The sequence below is a fragment of the Paenibacillus sp. ATY16 genome (genome assembly GCF_003399985.2).
GTDB lineage: Bacteria > Bacillota > Bacilli > Paenibacillales > Paenibacillaceae > Pristimantibacillus > Pristimantibacillus glycanilyticus.
In genome coordinates this window covers 125,470-142,391 of record NZ_NMOK02000037.1, presented here as the reverse complement: position 1 = coordinate 142,391, position 16,922 = coordinate 125,470, and the positions used below count along the sequence as shown (strand labels likewise).

Here is a 16,922-nt window from a genome sequence, read left to right as displayed (position 1 = left end):
CCGATCCTTTCCTTAATACCATGAAAACAGTTCCATCATTAGGAGGTTTGTCAACTATGGTTAGAAAAAGAGCGACAATTAACAAAAAAGCTGCACCTTGTTACAAGGTACAGCGGCATGTTCATGAGTTCCAGGGCAGTACCCAGCTTGCCGAAGAAGGAAATGATCGTCATAACCACCGATTCGCAGGCGTTACCGGGCAGGCGATACCACGAGGAAATAGCCATGTTCATGAAATTGACTTAACCAATACAGATTTCTTTAATCATTTTCATAAATTAAAAAAAATAACGACAGGTCCTGCTATCCCCGTCGGAAGAGGCAAGCATGTTCATTTTGTAAAAGGCCAGACGACCTTTAACGATGGTCATGTTCATCCATTTAAATTCTCGACTTTAATTCAGGCACCACTAGTTAAATAAAGATTAAAAAGAGATAGACTGTCGAAAAAACGACAGTCTATCTCTTTGTCTGAAACTATGTTAGTACGTTTACCGGCGAACCGGCCAAATACGCCTCAATATCTTTAACGATACCCTTGTAAAATCCCCGGTACGCCGCTTCCGTTACGTAACCGATATGCGGGGTTGCGAGGACATTCGGCAGCGAGCGGAATGGATCGTCTTGAGGCAGCGGCTCCTGATCGAATACGTCGATCCCGGCTCCGGCGATTGTGCCGCTGCGAAGTGCATCCAGCAAAGCATCGCGATCAACAATAGGGCCTCGCGAGGTGTTAATGAGAAAAGCGGTCGGCCGCATCCGCTCTAGCTCTCGCGCGCCTATCAAGCCCCGAGTACGATCTCCGAGCACCAAGTGTACGGATACGATATCGCTGCTCTCCAGCAGCTCTTCCTTGGAGCTAGCCAGCGTAACGCCGGCTGCTGCCGCTTTCTCGGCGGTCAGGTTCTGGCTCCACGCCATCACCTGCATGCCGAAGGCTTGTCCGATTCTTGCCACGTTGGTTCCGATATGGCCAAGCCCCAACAACCCGAGCCTCTTGCCATGAAGGTCCACTCCGATCGTGCTTTGCCAGCCGCCGTTTCGAACCGCTTCATTCTCGAGCACCAGCTTTCTGGCTAAACCCAGAATCAGCGCCCAGGTCAGTTCGGTCGTTCCCTCGCCTCCGCCTTTCGTGCCGCATACCGTAATCCCCTGTTCCGCAGCTGCGGCTAGATCAATGGATGCATTGCGCATTCCGCTGGTAACAAGTAGCTTCAGGTTAGGCAGCCGCTGCAGAAGCTCTTTGCGGAAAGGCGTTCGTTCCCGCATGATGACAACAATCTCGCAATCCTGCAGAGCGGCGACAAGCTCATTCTGATCTTCGAAATGATGGTTGTATACTTGCAGCTCAACACGCTCCTGAACAGACGACCAGTCGGCCATGCTCAAGGCAACATTCTGATAATCGTCCAATACGGCACATTTCATTAGCTGTTCTCCTCCTTGTCTTAGAAAGCAAAACAGCAAGCTCCTTACCCGCTATTCTGGGGGAGCTTGCTGCAATCATCTCAATTATTTCGGTTGGATATAACCTTCCGCTTTGAGCAGTTCGGCAATCAATACGGCACCGCCCGCTGCGCCGCGAAGCGTGTTATGCGACAGGCCAACGAATTTGAAATCGTACAGGGAATCTTCGCGCAAACGGCCAGCCGATACGCCCATGCCTTTTTCAATGTCGCGGTCGAGCTTCGTTTGCGGTCTGTTCTCTTCTTCGAAGTACGTAATGAATTGCTTAGGCGCGCTTGGCAGACCCAGCTCTTGCGGACGGCCTTTGTACTCGGACCAGCGCGCAAGGATTTCTTCCTTCGAAGGTTTGTTCTCGAAGTTCACGAACACCGTTGCAAGGTGGCCGTCCGTTACCGGAACGCGGATGCATTGCGTTGTGATCAGCGGAGCGCTTGCTTTTACGACTTCGCCGTTCTCAACGCTGCCCCAGATGCGGAGCGGCTCCTGCTCGCTCTTCTCTTCTTCGCCGCCGATGTAAGGAATAACGTTATCCAGCATATCCGGCCAGTCCGTAAAGTTTTTGCCGGCACCGGAGATCGCTTGATACGTCGAAGCTACAACCGTCGTAGGTTTGAAATCGCGCAAAGCATGAAGCGCCGGTACATAGCTTTGAATCGAGCAGTTCGGTTTTACCGCGATAAAGCCGGTTGTTGTACCCAGACGTTTTCTTTGAGCCTCAATAACTTCAAGATGCTCCGGATTGATCTCGGGAATAACCATAGGAACGTCCGCCGTCCAGCGATGCGCCGAGTTGTTGGACACGACCGGCGTGCCTGTTTTTGCGTAAGCCTCTTCGAGCGCCTGAATTTCTTTCTTAGGCATATCCACCGCACAGAATACAAAATCAACGCCAGCAGCAACCTCTTCGACCTTGGAAGCGTCCTGCACCACGATATTCTTAACCGCTTCAGGGATTGGTGTGTCAAGCTTCCATCTGTTCTGAACAGATTCAACGTACGGTTTGCCTGCCGAGCCTGCGCTTGCGGCAATAACCGTTACTTCAAACCAAGGATGCTGATCCAGCAATTGTACGAAGCGCTGGCCAACCATGCCTGTTCCACCAACAATACCAACTTTAAGTTTTTGTGACATTTATTCTTCAAATCCTCTCAGTCTGATTTTGTATGCCGACCTTATACCTTACATGTATGCGGTATAAATCCCTTTGCTTGCTGCGAAAATAAAAAAATCCCACCCCCAAGACCGTAGTCTCAGGGACGAGATTTGAATACCCGTGGTACCACCCTAAATTCGCGGATATGTCGCCATATCAGCCTCTTCAAGTACGGCATTGCCATCAATGCTTATACTCTAGCTCTATAACAGGAGCTCCTGTCACACCATCCCCGGCCAGACCGGTTCCGATGCGCTGCTCAGAGTCTTTCTTCGATAAATAACTCTTTACTCCTTTTCAGCATACCGGAGCTCTCTGGAAAAGAATTGATTTACCTACTCGTCTCGTCATTGCATTTCATATTGCAGTTATAATAACAAAAAACGAATCCGAGGTAAACCCATTTTCGCAAAAAAATTAACGGCCTTCAGCCGCTTTAAGATTAAGCTTCTTATACGCTTTCGCGTAGACCCACAAAGCGTTCAGCAGAAGGATAGCTCCCGTTGTTAAAAAGACCGCCCGGATGCCTAACCAAGCAGAGATTTGCCCTCCGAGAATGGAACCGATAAAGACGCCGAGGTAACTCGCCGACATCGCAAAACCAAAGACTCTGCCCGTGAGAGCATCCGGCGTAATTTTTTTGATCAGAATATTTACAGACGGGTTAAGCCCCCCTGCCGCCAGCCCAAGCAAGAATCGAAGCACCATAAGCTCCCAAGGCTGATGGACCAATGCCTGCGGTATAAACAACAGGCCCGCAACAATCAAAGCGATAAGCATCACCTTGTGCGCGCCAATCTTATCCGACAGTCTGCCGAGCCTTGGCGCCGCGATCATATTGGCCAGTCCGGAGGCGGAGAATATAAACCCGGCCAGCAGTGCAACATGCTCGGTGCTGCTCGTTAAGCTTGTGACATACACCGTTAAGACCGGTTCAATGGAATACATGGCAAGCGTTAAGGCAAAATACGTCACGAACAAAGTGATCGTCAGATTCTTCTCGGGGATACTGCCCCACACTTCCTTCATTCTCTGCGCTTTTTTATCCACGCGGGTGAAATTCTCTTTCACGAACAGCAAGGTTGTAATAAAAGCGAACAATAACAATACTCCGGTAATAAAAAACACATTCCGCATACCGAAATGCAATTCAATAAATCCGCCGATGGACGGACCTAACAAGGAACCCGCGATTCCCGCCGTGGACAAGGTTCCGAGCGCCCACCCGGCGTGGGCTTTCTCGGTCTGCGTTGCGATAAGCGCCGTGCAAGCGGAGGCGTAACCCGTAATGATTCCCTGCAGCAGGCGAAGGCCAATCAGCTCATACACGTTTTGGGCGAAGCCCATGCTGAAAATGACGATGGCCATGCCAAGACTTGCCCGGAGCAGCATCGGCTTCCGCCCGTATTTATCCGCCGCGATTCCCCATATCGGAGAAAACACGGCGGACAATATAAAGGTAATCCCAAACGCTAAACCGGAATACTGCTCTACCATTCGGGTATCGGAAACGCCCAGATGATTGATGTACAAAGGCAATACCGGGGCGATCTGGCTCATGCCGATGCTTGCGACGAATACGCCAAACCAACAGACGAACAGGTTTCTTTTCCATATTGGCATACCTGTCATCCTCCTTCATTCTGTTGCTTCCGGGTGTTTTAAGCTAAGGATTCAATCCAGTCTTCCACCGTTTTTACGTCCGCCTGGCGCGGGAACACCTTCTCGGTAAGGACGCGGTGCACTTCGGGATCCGCATCCAGGCAGGCATCCTTTAATACGGTAATGGCAAAATCCTTGTCAGCCGCCTCGCGCACCGTGGATAACACAACTCCGCTTGTCGAAATGCCGCATAGAATAAGATTCTCGACCTGCTTCGCGCGAAGAATAACCTCCAGGTTGCTGCCGGCAAACGCGCTGATCCGGAACTTCGTAACGACCGGCTCGCCAGGCAGAGGCTTCACCGACTCGTGAATCTGCGTGGCATCGTCATGGATTGTCATGCCGCCATGCTGCGCAACGACCGAAAAGGATTTATTGCGGGGACTGACTTCCGGATATCCTTCATTAAAGCCCACGCGGACAAAAATAACCGGGATCTCTTGCTTGCGCGCAGCCTCTAAAGCCTTCTGAAAAGGTTGAATAACCTCCGGGTTATTAGCAAAACGGGATACAATGCCGTTCTGCAAGTCCATGATTACGAATGCGCTTCTTTTCGCGTTCAACATCGATTGTACACACTCCTTACGGTTATGATAATATTAAGCGGAGAACTCTCCTTTTGATATTAAACGGAGACCTCTCCGTTTGTCAACCAAGCTTAAAATCATGTTTTTAAGATAGGATGTGATCCGGACATGAATAAAGATTCAACGACTACTCCGCCTAAGCCCGAGCGCCGGGATGCTGCCGAGAACCGTCAGCGTATCCTTAACGCCGCTCTCCAATTGTTTGAACAGCATGGCGTGGAACAGGTCAGCATGAATCAGATAGCGGCTGAAGCCCAGATCGGACCGGGCACTCTTTACCGCCGATACCGTAATAAGAGCGAATTGTGTCTGGACCTCATGAAGGACAATCTGGTCATTCTGTTTGAGGATATTTACGCCTACCTGGAAGATAACCATGCTGACTCTCCAAGCTCCAGACTGAAAGGAATTCTTGGCTTGTTCATCAAGTTTCGGGAAAAAAAATCCCAGCTGCTGCGCGGCGTTGAGGATTCTTCGCAAGCCAACCGGCCGAGCACCCGGCAAAAAGGTCCGCTCTACCATGAGCTGCACGAAATTCTTGTTCAGCTGTTTGACGAGATGCTTACCGCTTCGGGAAAATCTGAACCAAACAGCGTATTCCGTGCCGATATGCTGCTTAATGGAGTGAGCAGCGAATCGTATCTATTCCAGCGGGAGGTCCGCGGTTATTCGCCGGAAGTGATTCTCGAGCATCTTTGCGCTACTTTTATCGCAGATAAATAGACGGCACGAAAAAACCAGCCCTATCCCTTTAACAAGGAATGCAAGCTGGTTTTCGTTTGTTTTATAAGCGAACTAAAGGCTTTTCCGCCGGACCCTCAATAACTTCGCCGGTAATCGAGAAGCGCGAGCCGTGGCAAGGGCAATCCCAGGTCCGTTCCCCGTTATTCCATTCCACCTCGCAGCCCATATGGGTGCAGGTCGTGTCGACAAGAAAGAGTTGACCGTCTTTATCCCGATATCCCCCTGCCCGGCGGCCTTGAATTTGAACAACGCTGCCTTCATCCTTCTCAAGGTGCTCCGGACGTTTCTTGACATACTCCAGCTTCCCGGAAATCAAGTGCTTCGCAACATCCGCGTTATCCGATATCAGCTTGCCAACGGTTTTCCAGGACAGAGAACGGGAAGGCGTAAACAGCTCCGCATACGGATTATCCCTTTCCAGAATAAGATCCCGGATAAGGAGGGCAGCCGCGGTACCGTTCGTCATCCCCCATTTGCGGAAGCCCGTTGCGATAAAGACGTCGGGATGCGAAGCCGTAATGCGCCCGATAAACGGTATTTTGTCTCCCGTAACAAGGTCCTGCGCGGACCATCTGTAGGAAATTTCTTTTATCTCGAACTGATTCTCCGCAAACTTCCGCAGCTCGTCGTAATGGTTGATCGTGCAGATCCCTTGTCCTGTCTTATGGCTCTGTCCGCCTAGAATTATCAGCTTATTCCCGTCATCGAGCGGAGCATAACGCACGGAACGCTTCGGGTCCTCGGCACTCAGATACATCCCGCCCGGATATTCGTCTTCCACCCGTAAGCCAAGTACATAGGAACGATCGGCGTGCATTCTTGCAAAATAAAAGCCTTGACCGTCGTAAAAAGGAAAATGGGTGCAGGAAACAACGTATTTGCATCCAATCCGATGCCCGTCGCCGGTCATGACTTTTGGCGAATCGTCTACGCGTTCCACGTCTACGGCCGTTGTCTGTTCGTAGATTTTGCCGCCAGCCTTCAAAAATTCCTCAACCAGCTTCAATAAATAATTGAGCGGATGAAACTGTGCTTGTCCGTCCATCCGTACAGCGCTAAAGAGCGGCAGGTTAAGCGGCATTTTGTCCAGATAGGCGCCCGGTATGCCAAGCTCTTGATAGGCTTTTGCTTCATTCTCCACCTTGACGATGTAATCCACATGATGGGTGTATACATAAGCATCCTGCTCCGCATAACCGCATTCAATCTGATGCCTGCCGATCGTCTCCCGGATGAAATTCATCGCGTCTTTCGCGGCTTCGTAATAAAGCGAAGCTTTTTCCTTGCCTTCGGAACGAATAAGCTCGTCAAAGATCAGATCATGCTGCGCGGTTATTTTCGCTGTCGTGTGAGCGGTCGTTCCGTTCAGAATCTCCCCCGCTTCGAGCAGCACGACCCGAAGACCTTCCTGACTCAACAGATAGGCAGTGGTTATACCGGATATCCCTCCGCCTACTACGACTACATCGGCTTCCGCATCCTGCTCAAGCTTCGGAAATTTACCCTTATCATGCTGGGATGCAGTCCAATAAGACTCGGGAAACTGCGGCAGATCTTTATGGTATGACATGGTTCTACGTTACCCCTCTCAACGGCAATTGGATTTCCTTAATTTGCACGATTGGAAGGAATTTATGTGCAGGTCTGCCTTATTTGTTCGCTTGGCCTTCCCGGAGCTTCAGCAGGATTAGAACGCCAGCCATGATGAGGAGACCGCTTAAGCCATAGACGGCGAATAACGATAAAGCACCTTTCAAATAGCCCGACAGAGACATGCCGATAACCATCATTCCCATAAACACAGGCATAATCGCTCCGGATACGCGGCCCATATAAGCCATCTCCGTGTTCCGGACGATGAGCGTTTGAATGCCTCCTTGAATAGCCGGATATACCAACCCGCTGATGATCAATAAGAGAATGGTCAGCCAAATCATCGTAGAGGCGCCAATCCCGGTCGTGCAGACCGCCGTAATGAGCAGCCCCGCTACGAATAGACGCTGCGGCGGTATTTTTTTCGCTGCGCCCATAATCGCGACTCCTCCGATCAGCATGGCTGCGCCGTTTGTCATGACAAGCCATTGCAGAAAGCTCTTCGCTTGTCCAAGCTGCTCCACCACAATAAAGATTTGAAGCGGCTGCGTTAGACCGGAAGCAAACCCGACAACCGCAAAGCTGACGCATAAGGTTCGAAGAGCCTGATTCGACCAGACGTACCGGATACCGGCTGTCATCTCGCTCATAAAGCTGGATTTGAGGTTTGAATGCTGTTCGCTTGCGTCACGGGGCAGCGTTGCCAGAATAAGCGAGGAGCCCAGGAATAAGACGGCCGTCAAAATAAGGGATACCTGGATGCCAAGCTTTAGGAAGATAAGCGTGCCGATAACCGGCCCAAGTACCATAAAGACCGCGACAAGCGTTTGGGACATCGCCATCACGCCCTGCAGCTGTTCGCCGGGTACATGGCGTTTGTATAGCTTCATTGCGGAAGGCTGGGAAAACTGGGACAGGCTCGCCGATAGAAAAGTTCCGATCAGCAGGGCTATCCATCCGCCGTTAATGAGCGCGAGCAATACGGCTGCGACGGAGACCGCCGAGAGCAAATCGCTCCCTGCCATCGTCCGTTTCGGCCGCCATCTATCGGCGAAGGTCCCCCCGATTAAGGCGAATAGGAAGATCGGCGCAAATTCCGCAACCGAAATAAGCGAGACGTATACCGGATCGTTGCCGGTTAGATCGGTCACATACAGCAACACCGCGTAATTCCGGATCCATATTCCCAGGTGCAGCAGCACCCGGGAACAAATGATCGTTCGTACATAACGATTGGAAAACATAATAGATACCTCGTGAATAGTAAGATTTTTTGATTTTGGCGGCAAGACCGTTGTCACGATCTCGCAGTGTCATTGCGGCGGTTACACGGAGCTGCTGTCCTCACCTCTTTCTTGCATGGTTGATTCTAATGAAGCCAACTAATTGAAAGCATCAAGCTTTACACTAAATTTCCGCATGAAATTAATTAGTCGGCTGATCTCGTTCACTTGTTTACTAATTTACTAATTTACTAAATGACTGGTGCTAGTGTAATCCGAAATAGCGATCCACGTCAATGCATTTTTTCTATAATGATCCGCAACCGGGGCAGCACGCTGCCTTGACATGCTTCCCGCTCCATCTTTTTTCTTATCCCCTGTCACAAATCCGGCTGCTGCATTGTCTTAGATAACGAAACCGACACCATGCGAGCTGAGCATTCTGCCTCGCTTTCAATAGCCAAAGAAACCACTCCTCCGGATGAGGGTGGTTTCTTGCGGTTCGTTACGGTATGATCAAAACAGTTAAATTTTGGAGGTCGATAGGACTTGACGGCAAGCGATACAGCTTTGGAAATTGAACAGCTCTACCGGGAGTATAAGCCGCTCCTAACTTCGATCGCCTACCGGATGCTGGGCTCGATGAGCGAAGCGGAAGACGCGGTCCAGGATGTGTTCGTTACCGTCAGCAGGCTTGATGGCATCGAGATCTCGCACCCAAAGGCGTATCTGGTCAAACTGCTCACCAACCGGGTCTTAAACGTGATGAAGTCGGCTCCGCGCAAACGCGAGAGCTACCCGGGCCAATGGCTGCCCGAGCCGGTGAGTGACGGGGCTCCGGAATTTTCGCCGCTCGACAATGTGATTCAGCATGAACAGCTCGGTTACGCCCTTCTCGTTCTGCTTCAGAGCTGTACGCCGCCCGAGCGCGCCGTATTTGTCCTGCGGGAATCCTTCGGCTATGAATATGCGGAGATCGCGGCTATGCTGGATAAATCCGAAGCGGCTTGCCGGAAAATTTTCAGCCGCGCTTCCGCCAAGATCGGTCACTCCTCCTCCCTTAACGAGGAAAATAAAGCGACGCTGGATGAGTCCATGACCCGCTTTGTGCAGTCCTTCTCCGAAGCGATCTACACGGGACGACTGGAAAGCTTCATCCACCTTCTTACCGACGACGCGGTTATGTTGTCGGATGGCGGCGGTATCGTACGCTCTGCGCTTAATCCGATCCTTGGTCCGCACAGAATTATTGCCTTTTTGGAGGGTATTGCGAGGAAGGGTGCCTTTGAAGGAAGCTGGCAGCCTATAGTCGTCAGCGGACAACAAGGCTTGATGCAAATCCAGGATAACAAGCCCGTCAAAGTCTATCTCTTCGAGCCCGATGAACAAACGGGAAAAATACGTTCCGTGTACGCCATCTCCAATCCGGAGAAGCTTACAAGAATTCATTAAATGCCAGACCGTTTTCCGCAAATCCGGGAAATGGTCTTTTTTTTATTGCAAATGAACCACTTTCGAGGTAAAATAACCAAACATCCTACGTTTGAACGTTTAGAAAGGAGAAACGCTATGCTGAAGCAAGCAAAACGGCTAACGCTGGTTGAACAAGTGGCGGAGCAGATCGAAGGTCTGATTGCTTCCGGTCAATGGGCGGTTGGCACAAAAGTCCCCCCGGAGCCTGAACTGATGGAGCAGCTTCAAGTCAGCCGCAACACCTTGCGGGAAGCCATCCGCGCCTTAACCCATGCGGGATTGCTGAAAACAAGGCAAGGAGACGGTACGTATGTCAGCTCTTCCAGCGCGCTTGGCCCCGTACTTAAGAAGCGGATCCAACGAGCAAGCTGGCTGGAAACGCTAGAGGTTCGGCATGCCTTGGAAAAGGAAGCCGCGAGTCTTTCCGCCCAGCGGCGGGACGAGGAGGATTTGGAGCGGATGGCTTATTGCCTGGATCAAAGTAAAGAGGCTATTCAAAAGGCGAATGCCGACGGTTATGCCCGCTGGGATATGGAGTTCCATCTGGCCGTAATTGCTTCCTCCCGCAACGGGCTGCTTATCGAGCTGTACGATTATATTTACGACAGTGTGCCGCCTATTCTTGTGGACATGTTCAACAAGGATCGGTTTCACGGCTTCCATGATAACCACGTACGGCTGATGGAGGCGATTAGGGAGCAGAACAGCGCCAAAGCAGTAGAGATGGTTCAACAGTACATTGGAGAAACGCAGCAGCATTTTCAGAATGAAGACATCACCGGAGGACTAGACCAACATGGAACAAATCAGCAAAATAGCGAAAGCTGACCTGAAGAAAGCATCCGGTCTGCTGCTCGCTTTAAGCATTATTTTCGTAGCCGCCAATCTTAGGGCGCCTATTACGTCGGTTGGACCGTTAGTCAGCTACATCCGCGAATCGACCGGAATATCCAATTCCGTTGCCGGGCTCCTGACAACCGTTCCTTTGCTCGCCTTTACGTTTATGTCTCCCTTCGCCCCGCAGCTCGCGCGGCGTTACGGAGTCGAACGCGTCATATTTATCGCTTTGATTTTTATCGGGATCGGTACCTTGTGCCGCTCGATCTCCAGCTCCGTTGCCCTGTTTGGCGGAACGATCCTGATCGGGTTATCCATTGCCGTCTGCAACGTTCTTATTCCCAGCCTTGTAAAAAGAGATTTTTCAAGCAAAATCGGCTTAATGACCGGGATTTATTCGGTATCGATGAACCTTTGCGGCGCTTTTGCCTCCGGCATTAGCGTACCGCTTGCCCGCGATGCGGGCTTTGGTTGGCAAGGCGCCTTAAGCTGCTGGCTTGTGCTGACAGCCGTGGGCATCGTCTTCTGGCTGCCGCGAATGAGTAAAACCCGTCAAGCGGCGGCAGCCGTATCCCAAGTGAGCACGGCTGCGGGTGAAGCCAAGCCTTGGCGTTCCTCTCTCGCTTGGCAGGTTACTTTATTTATGGGACTGCAATCCTTTATCTTCTACAATCTTGTCGCTTGGCTTCCTGAAATCTTAAATGACAGAGGCATGACGGATGATACGGCCGGCTGGATGCTGTCGCTTATCCAGTTCTCGATGCTGCCGTTTACGTTTGTGATCCCCATCATTGCAAGCCGGATGAAAAGCCAACGGATACTCGTGATTATTACAACGGTTCTTTACCTGGTCGGCATAGGCGGATTGCTGCTGGACGGGAACGGCTTGGTTCCGTTATGGTCGGTGTTTATCGGAATTGCCGGCGCGGGCTCGTTTAGTCTCGCGATGCTGTTTTTCACGCTCCGCACCCGCACTTCCCATGCCGCCGCGCAGCTTTCCGGAATGGCGCAATCGGTTGGTTACTTTCTGGCGGCAATCGGTCCGCTCGTATTCGGCATATTACACGACATGACCCATCACTGGACGGTATCGATTGGCATGCTGATTGCCGCAAGCCTGCTCATTTTTATCTTTGGCATGGGTGCTGCAAGAAATCGTTACGTAGGCGATGCGCAAGCTTGAAACAATTAAAAAACCAACTCCTCGCTTCTCGCAGGAGTTGGTTTTTTAATTGATTTTTCGCTATCACATTAACCTTCCACAATATCCGCTTCAAGCTCGCTCGCAATTTCGATCATTTTCGGAACGACCGCCTCATTGCTCACTGCCACATAGAGATCGCCGCTGTACAGCCGGAAAGGGATTTTAGCTTCCCCGTAGCTCCACATAAAGAAATCGCCTTCGATGGACATCGTGCTCTCCGGGCCTTTTACGGTAAAGACCGAGGTGTATTCGAAATCCGGCTTGGACGCAAATAGCTGCTTGCACTCGTCCAAGGTCATATCCTGAACATTGCCTGTTTCCTTCAAAGATCTAGTAATGCGGTAACGCTGACTCATCGTAATAGGCCTCCCAATAATCAGATGCAAGTGCCTACTAGTATACATGACTTCCGACCCGCCTTCAAAACGAAAAACCGGGCTACCCGCTTAGCAGCGGCAGCCCGGTTCATTAATAACTATAGAATAACGCCGTCTTTAAAAATCGCAATTTCGCGGAAGCCGTTACGTTCGTTGTTCGTCTCCCTCTTGCCTGAAGCAAGCTCGACAATCTGATGAAGCAGCTCTTCCTGAAGCTCCTCCATCCTCTTTCCTTCAATCAGCTGACCCGCGTTGTAATCGATCCAGTTCTTTTTCCGTTCCGCCAGCTGCGTATTTGTCGCAATCTTGACGGTTGGAACCGGACCACCAAAAGGCGTGCCCCGTCCCGTCGTAAATAATACAATATGGGCTCCGGCAGCCGATAACGCCGTAACCGACACCAAGTCGTTGCCCGGTGCTTGAACAAGGTTGAGGCCAGGTTTTCTCGACGGTTCCCCGTACGGAAGAACGTCGGTTACCGTTGCATGGCCGCCCTTTTGCGTGCACCCAAGCGACTTTTCCTCAAGCGTCGTAATTCCGCCGTCCTTGTTGCCTGGGGATGGATTCTCGTAAATCTCCTGTCCGTGACGGATAAAATAGCCTTTAAAGTCATTAACGAGATTAACTATCCCGTTAAAAACCTGCTCATCCGCCGCGCGGTCCATCAGAATCGTCTCCGCGCCAAACATCTCCGGTACTTCCGTCAGAAGCGCCGTACCGCCTGAAGCCGTAATCGCATCCGCGATACGGCCCACGAGAGGGTTAGCCGTAATGCCGGAAAAACCGTCCGAACCGCCGCATTTCAGGCCAATCCGCAGCTTCGCAAGAGGCAGCTCCTGACGTTTGAATCCGCCGGCGTACTCGACCAGCTCTTCGATCAGCTTCAGACCTTCCTCCAGCTCATCCTCCACCTCTTGGGATTTCAGGAACTTGACGCGGGACGGATTGTAATCGCCAATCGCTTTCTTGAAGGCATCAATCTGGTTATTCTCGCAGCCAAGTCCGATAACGAGCACGCCTGCCGCATTTCCGTGCCGGACAAGCGCGGAGAGCAGCTTCTGCGTCGCCGTCAAATCATCGCCAAGCTGGGAGCAGCCGTACGGATGCGGGAAATGGTATACGCCGTCAATTCCTTGCCCTTCGAACTGTCGTCCGGCAAGCTTGGCAATGGTCTCGCAGGTCTTGTTAATGCAGCCAACCGTATTGATTATCCAGATTTCATTACGGATCCCGATTTCCCCATCTTCCCGGACATAACCTTGAAAAGTTGAGGGCCAAGACGGACTGACCACAGCTTCGGTTGAAGCCGAATCCGTCTTAGGCTTGTATTCATAATCCAGGACCTCTCCTAATCCGGTACGGAGATTATGGGTATGAACCCAGCTGCCTGGCGTTATGTCTTCTTTGGCGACTCCGATCGAGTAACCGAATTTATGGACATGCACGCCGGCCGCAACGGGATGAATCAAAATTTTATGGCCGCGCGGCACCGCTTTATCTACCGCTACCGACTGCTCGCTTCCATCGGCCGACGGCCATCTGACGATCTCGCCCGGTTCGATATCCCGCAGAGCGATAACGACATCGTCTTGCGGGTGAAGCAGCGTTGCGTTCGTAATCGTTGCGTTTCTCATGCTTGTTCCTCCAATTGAGCAATTTCGGCCGTTAACCGGTCAGCTAGGCCGGTTATTCCGTTTAGATCCGTTCCCCACCAAACGTCGCGTCCGAGAACATCCTCCAGCAGCTCCTTCAAGCCAAGCTCACCGTTATCCGCTTTGTTCCAAAGGGAGGCAAGCTCCGCCAGCATAGCCGCATCGTCGCGAATGAGCAGCTGGCTATCATCCAGACGCGTGCCGGCATAAGCGCCTTCCTCGGTTAGCTTTACGCGGTACAGTTTAAGCAAGGAGGCAAACGCCTTCACGATAAACGGCGGCAAATCGCCTGTACGCTCGTAATAAGCCATGAGAGTCGGCAGCAGGCGCACCTTGAATTTGGATAAACTATTCATCGCGATATCCGTAAGCTTATGCCTCACGTACGGATTCGCGAACCGTTCGATAACCTGCCCGGCATACGCTTTCATTTCCCCTTCCGGAAGCGGTACGGACGGTACAATCTCTTTAAAAACAACTTCGCGCAAATGCGCTCCGTAGACCGGGTGTTCAACGACTTCGCGTACTTCATTTAATCCGTTCAACAGCCCGTATGCCGCCATCCAGCTATGAGCACCGTTCAGGATCCGTACCTTGCGAAGCTGATAGGACTGCAGATCGTTTGTCCATATAACGTTTAATCCGGCTTTCACGAACGGAAGGCGCTCGTCTAACTCCTCTTCCCCTTCTATCGCCCAGATATGATAAGGCTCAGCCGCGTTTAAGAGACAGTCCTTGATCCCCCATTCCGCAAAACGCTCATTCGCTTCTTCGGCCGGGAAGCCCGTGACAATGCGGTCCACCAGCGAATTCAGGAACCGATTATGCTCCCGGATCCAGTCCGCGAACGCCTCAGGCAGCTTCCAGTCCGAAGCATGCTGCAGCACGATGTCGCGTAGCTTATCGCCGTTGCGCTCAACAAGCTCGCATGGCAGCAGAAGAAGACCTTTGCCCGGATCACCGCCAAAATGCTCGAACCTGCGGTATAAGAGCAGCGTCAGCTTGCCCGGGTACGATAGGATCGGCTGATCCGGCGCCCAGTCCGATGCCTGGTAGACCAGACCCGCTTCCGTCGTATTCGACACAACCAGCTCCAAATCCGGATTTGCCGCTTGCGCAAGGAAACGGCCCCATTCCTGATACGGATCAACAAAATCGGAAAATACCGAGATCAGTTCGCGCCGATCGACAAGCTCCCCATCATTCAGGCCTCTGATCCATTGATAATAGAGACCGTCCTGCTCCTTAAGCTCCTGCAGCTTCGCCGCACCCGTTGGGCGAGGCTGGGATACCGCAATGCTGCCGTTAAAAAGCCCTTGCTCATTGCAGCGGTGAATCATCCAATCTACAAAGCCGCGGAGGAAATTGCCTTCGCCGATTTGCAGCACCTTGACCGGATAAGACTTCATCCGGTTATAAGATGAAGCCTCTCCTTCCCGCAGGATGGCAAAATTCAAGTTAGGTAAGTTATTCGTCATAGAACTCATTGGGCAACCCCCGCTTGAACCTTAATGCTCGCCGAGTCTGATCCAAAACGGAAGTATTGCTCTGCGTTACGGTAGCAGATGCCTTCTACGATAGAGCCAAGAAGCTCCATATCCGCGGGAACTTGACCGGATTCCACCCAGTCGCCAAGCAAATTGCACAGAATCCGGCGGAAGTATTCGTGCCGCGGATAAGACAGGAAGCTCCGCGAATCGGTCAGCATGCCGACAAACCTGCTGATCAGGCCCATATTCGCAAGAGATTTCATTTGGGCCAGCATGCCGTCAATCGTATCGTTGAACCACCATGCCGAGCCAAGCTGGATTTTACCCGGGATCGTGCCGTCCTGGAAGCTGCCGATTATGGAAGCAAGCACGTCATTATCCGAAGCATTCAAGGAATACAGAATCGTACGCGGTAGACCGCCGTTACCGTTATTTTCCATGCTGTCGAGCAGCCGGACAAGCGGTCCGGCCAATGAACCCGTGTTAATGGAGTCATAGCCGGTATCCGGACCTAGACGTCCCATCATTGCAGTATTGTTGTTGCGATGGGCATGAATATGAAGCTGCATCGCCCAGCCATGATCGGCATACAGACGGGATAGGTAGACCAGCGTAAAGGTCTTGTATTGCGCTTCTTCCTCCAGGCTTACCTGTTCGCCGCGGAGAGCTTTCGCAAAGATCGCCGCCGCCTGCTCTTCTGTCGCGTCCGCATACAGAACCGTATCGATGGCATGGTCGGACAGCAGACAACCGGTCCGGTGGAAGAAATCCACTCTCTCCTTCAGCGCTTTCAGCAGCAGGCTGTAATCGGATACTTCATATCCGCTTGCTTCCTCCAGACGATTGATCCATGGCAGGAATGTCGCACGGTTAATCTCAAGCGCCTTATCCGGACGGAATGAAGGCCGTACCTGGAAGCCGTGACGGTCTTCCTCCATCAGCTTGATGTGATACTCCAGCGAATCGGCCGGGTCATCCGTCGTGCATACGACGCGGACATTCGATACGCGCACCAGCTCCTGCGGCGTCATCCCGCTGCCTTCAAATATTTTATTCGCTTTCTCCCAGATAACCGGAGCATTCTTCTCGTTGATAAGTTCGTCAATGCCGAACAAACGCTTAAGCTCCAGATGGGACCAGTGATACAACGGATTGCCGATGGCCATCGGAACGGTGCGCGTATAAGCGAGGAACCGGTCATAATCGCTGACGCCTTCGCCGCCGGTAACATACTCTTCTGCTATACCGTTAGCCCGCATCGCGCGCCATTTGTAGTGATCGCCGTACAACCATACTTCGGTTAAGTTGCGAAACGGCTTATTCTCGTAGATTGCCTTCGGATCCAGGTGGCAATGGTAGTCGATAATTGGCATCGGCTTCGCGAATTTCTCGTATAACAAGGCAGCGGTATCGCTGTTCAATAGAAATTGATCATCCATAAAAGCCTTCATCCGAAATTC

15 protein-coding genes and 1 other annotated feature are annotated in these 16,922 nt (G+C 51.7%); of the genes, 5 read left to right on the top strand and 10 right to left on the bottom strand.

Annotation, left to right across the window (positions count from 1 at the left end):
* Window positions 1-56 precede the first annotated feature (56 nt).
* Window positions 57-422 (top strand): YmaF family protein, encoded by a 366-nt coding sequence (locus tag CFI03_RS20935; RefSeq protein ID WP_248759270.1) that lies wholly within the window; start codon window positions 57-59, stop codon window positions 420-422.
* A gap of 55 nt (window positions 423-477) precedes the next feature.
* On the opposite strand, the gene CFI03_RS20930 is transcribed toward CFI03_RS20935, so the two are convergent.
* The 4 genes from CFI03_RS20930 to CFI03_RS20915 form a co-directional block, all read right to left on the bottom strand.
* Window positions 478-1,428, bottom strand: coding sequence for a D-2-hydroxyacid dehydrogenase family protein (locus tag CFI03_RS20930; protein WP_248759268.1), 951 nt, complete (start codon window positions 1,426-1,428; stop codon window positions 478-480).
* 84 nt (window positions 1,429-1,512) lie between these two features.
* A complete protein-coding gene (gene asd / locus CFI03_RS20925; RefSeq protein WP_248759266.1) occupies window positions 1,513-2,598 on the bottom strand; it encodes an aspartate-semialdehyde dehydrogenase in 1,086 nt (361 codons plus the stop codon).
* Between the two features lie 118 nt (window positions 2,599-2,716).
* Window positions 2,717-2,980: a binding site (T-box leader), on the bottom strand.
* A 57-nt stretch (window positions 2,981-3,037) separates the two neighbouring features.
* Window positions 3,038-4,243, bottom strand: a complete 1,206-nt coding sequence (locus CFI03_RS20920; RefSeq protein WP_248759264.1) for a multidrug efflux MFS transporter — start codon at window positions 4,241-4,243, stop codon at window positions 3,038-3,040.
* 38 nt (window positions 4,244-4,281) lie between these two features.
* Window positions 4,282-4,848 carry a cysteine hydrolase family protein gene (locus CFI03_RS20915; RefSeq protein ID WP_248759261.1) on the bottom strand — a complete coding sequence of 189 codons (567 nt, stop codon included), beginning with the start codon at window positions 4,846-4,848 and terminating at the stop codon, window positions 4,282-4,284.
* A 129-nt stretch (window positions 4,849-4,977) separates the two neighbouring features.
* Here CFI03_RS20915 and CFI03_RS20910 point away from each other — a divergent pair, with 129 nt between their 5' ends.
* Window positions 4,978-5,592: a TetR/AcrR family transcriptional regulator gene (locus CFI03_RS20910; protein WP_248759260.1), complete on the top strand. Its 615-nt coding sequence runs from the start codon at window positions 4,978-4,980 to the stop codon at window positions 5,590-5,592.
* Between the two features lie 61 nt (window positions 5,593-5,653).
* On the opposite strand, the gene CFI03_RS20905 is transcribed toward CFI03_RS20910, so the two are convergent.
* Together CFI03_RS20905 and CFI03_RS20900 are read right to left on the bottom strand one after the other, a co-directional pair.
* On the bottom strand, window positions 5,654-7,183 hold the full coding sequence (locus tag CFI03_RS20905; protein ID WP_248759257.1) for an FAD-dependent oxidoreductase: 1,530 nt from the start codon (window positions 7,181-7,183) through the stop codon (window positions 5,654-5,656).
* A gap of 79 nt (window positions 7,184-7,262) precedes the next feature.
* Window positions 7,263-8,450, bottom strand: a complete 1,188-nt coding sequence (locus CFI03_RS20900) for an MFS transporter (protein ID WP_248759255.1) — start codon at window positions 8,448-8,450, stop codon at window positions 7,263-7,265.
* 528 nt (window positions 8,451-8,978) lie between these two features.
* Between CFI03_RS20900 and CFI03_RS20895 the strand changes: the two genes are divergently transcribed.
* From CFI03_RS20895 to CFI03_RS20885, 3 genes are all read left to right on the top strand, one after another.
* Complete coding sequence (locus CFI03_RS20895) at window positions 8,979-9,881, top strand: sigma-70 family RNA polymerase sigma factor (protein WP_248759253.1); 903 nt, start codon at window positions 8,979-8,981, stop codon at window positions 9,879-9,881.
* A 117-nt stretch (window positions 9,882-9,998) separates the two neighbouring features.
* Complete coding sequence (locus CFI03_RS20890; RefSeq protein ID WP_248759251.1) at window positions 9,999-10,730, top strand: FadR/GntR family transcriptional regulator; 732 nt, start codon at window positions 9,999-10,001, stop codon at window positions 10,728-10,730.
* Window positions 10,699-11,922 (top strand): CynX/NimT family MFS transporter, encoded by a 1,224-nt coding sequence (locus tag CFI03_RS20885; RefSeq protein WP_248759249.1) that lies wholly within the window; start codon window positions 10,699-10,701, stop codon window positions 11,920-11,922. The genes CFI03_RS20890 and CFI03_RS20885 overlap by 32 nt, the downstream gene beginning before the upstream one ends.
* 68 nt (window positions 11,923-11,990) lie before the next feature.
* Here CFI03_RS20885 and CFI03_RS20880 read toward each other — a convergent pair whose 3' ends face one another.
* From CFI03_RS20880 to uxaC, 4 genes are all read right to left on the bottom strand, one after another.
* Complete coding sequence (locus tag CFI03_RS20880; protein ID WP_248759247.1) at window positions 11,991-12,299, bottom strand: hypothetical protein; 309 nt, start codon at window positions 12,297-12,299, stop codon at window positions 11,991-11,993.
* A gap of 119 nt (window positions 12,300-12,418) precedes the next feature.
* Window positions 12,419-13,954, bottom strand: coding sequence for a UxaA family hydrolase (locus CFI03_RS20875; RefSeq protein WP_248759245.1), 1,536 nt, complete (start codon window positions 13,952-13,954; stop codon window positions 12,419-12,421).
* Complete coding sequence (locus CFI03_RS20870; RefSeq protein WP_248759243.1) at window positions 13,951-15,459, bottom strand: tagaturonate reductase; 1,509 nt, start codon at window positions 15,457-15,459, stop codon at window positions 13,951-13,953. Before CFI03_RS20870 ends, CFI03_RS20875 begins: the two co-directional genes overlap by 4 nt.
* Window positions 15,456-16,913, bottom strand: coding sequence for a glucuronate isomerase (gene uxaC, locus CFI03_RS20865; RefSeq protein WP_248759241.1), 1,458 nt, complete (start codon window positions 16,911-16,913; stop codon window positions 15,456-15,458). Before uxaC ends, CFI03_RS20870 begins: the two co-directional genes overlap by 4 nt.
* Window positions 16,914-16,922: the final 9 nt, after the last annotated feature.